1 pseudogene is annotated in these 510 nt (G+C 57.6%); it reads right to left on the bottom strand.

The window, feature by feature from the left end:
• Positions 1 to 510: pseudogene (locus tag VQ830_RS28760) on the bottom strand (hypothetical protein); the annotation flags it as partial.

The raw sequence follows: 510 nt of genomic DNA, 5'->3' as shown, positions 1-510 counted from the left end.
TCTCAAGCTTGATCTCGCCGCCTTTGGGATCGACAATCGCTTTGAGGACCCCGAATGCGCCATAGCGATAGGTCCAGCTGCGGCCCTCGCCGTCGGTGACGCTCGCCAACTGACCTTGTCCGTCGAAGCTTCTCATCATGCGGACGCCATCAGGGCGGATGACCTCGCTGACGACATCGAAACCACCCGCGCCGGCCCGGTAGCTTTGCCGGGTTACGGCACCGTTAGGTGCGACAGTTTCGATTAGGCGCCCAAAAGCGTCATAGGCAAAACGAGTGGTGTTACCCTTCGCGTCGGTGACAGAGTTCAGACGGTTATGCCCATCCCATGTCCGTCGTTCAACGGCCCCATTTGGGAAATGCGTCTCGATAACACGGCCGTTTTCGTCCCGGACAAGCCGCGTCTCGTGACCTTCGGCATCGACTTCGGCAATAACATTGGCATTGTTGTCGTGCTTGTATGTCTTTCGATTGCCAGCGCCATCAATGACGATCATCAGCTCGCCATCGT

This window comes from Oryzifoliimicrobium ureilyticum (genome assembly GCF_037199735.1).
In the GTDB taxonomy this organism is placed as follows: domain Bacteria; phylum Pseudomonadota; class Alphaproteobacteria; order Rhizobiales; family Rhizobiaceae; genus Rhizobium; species Rhizobium ureilyticus.
Note: the sequence above shows the minus strand (reverse complement) of the source record. Positions and strands in the feature narration are given on the sequence as shown.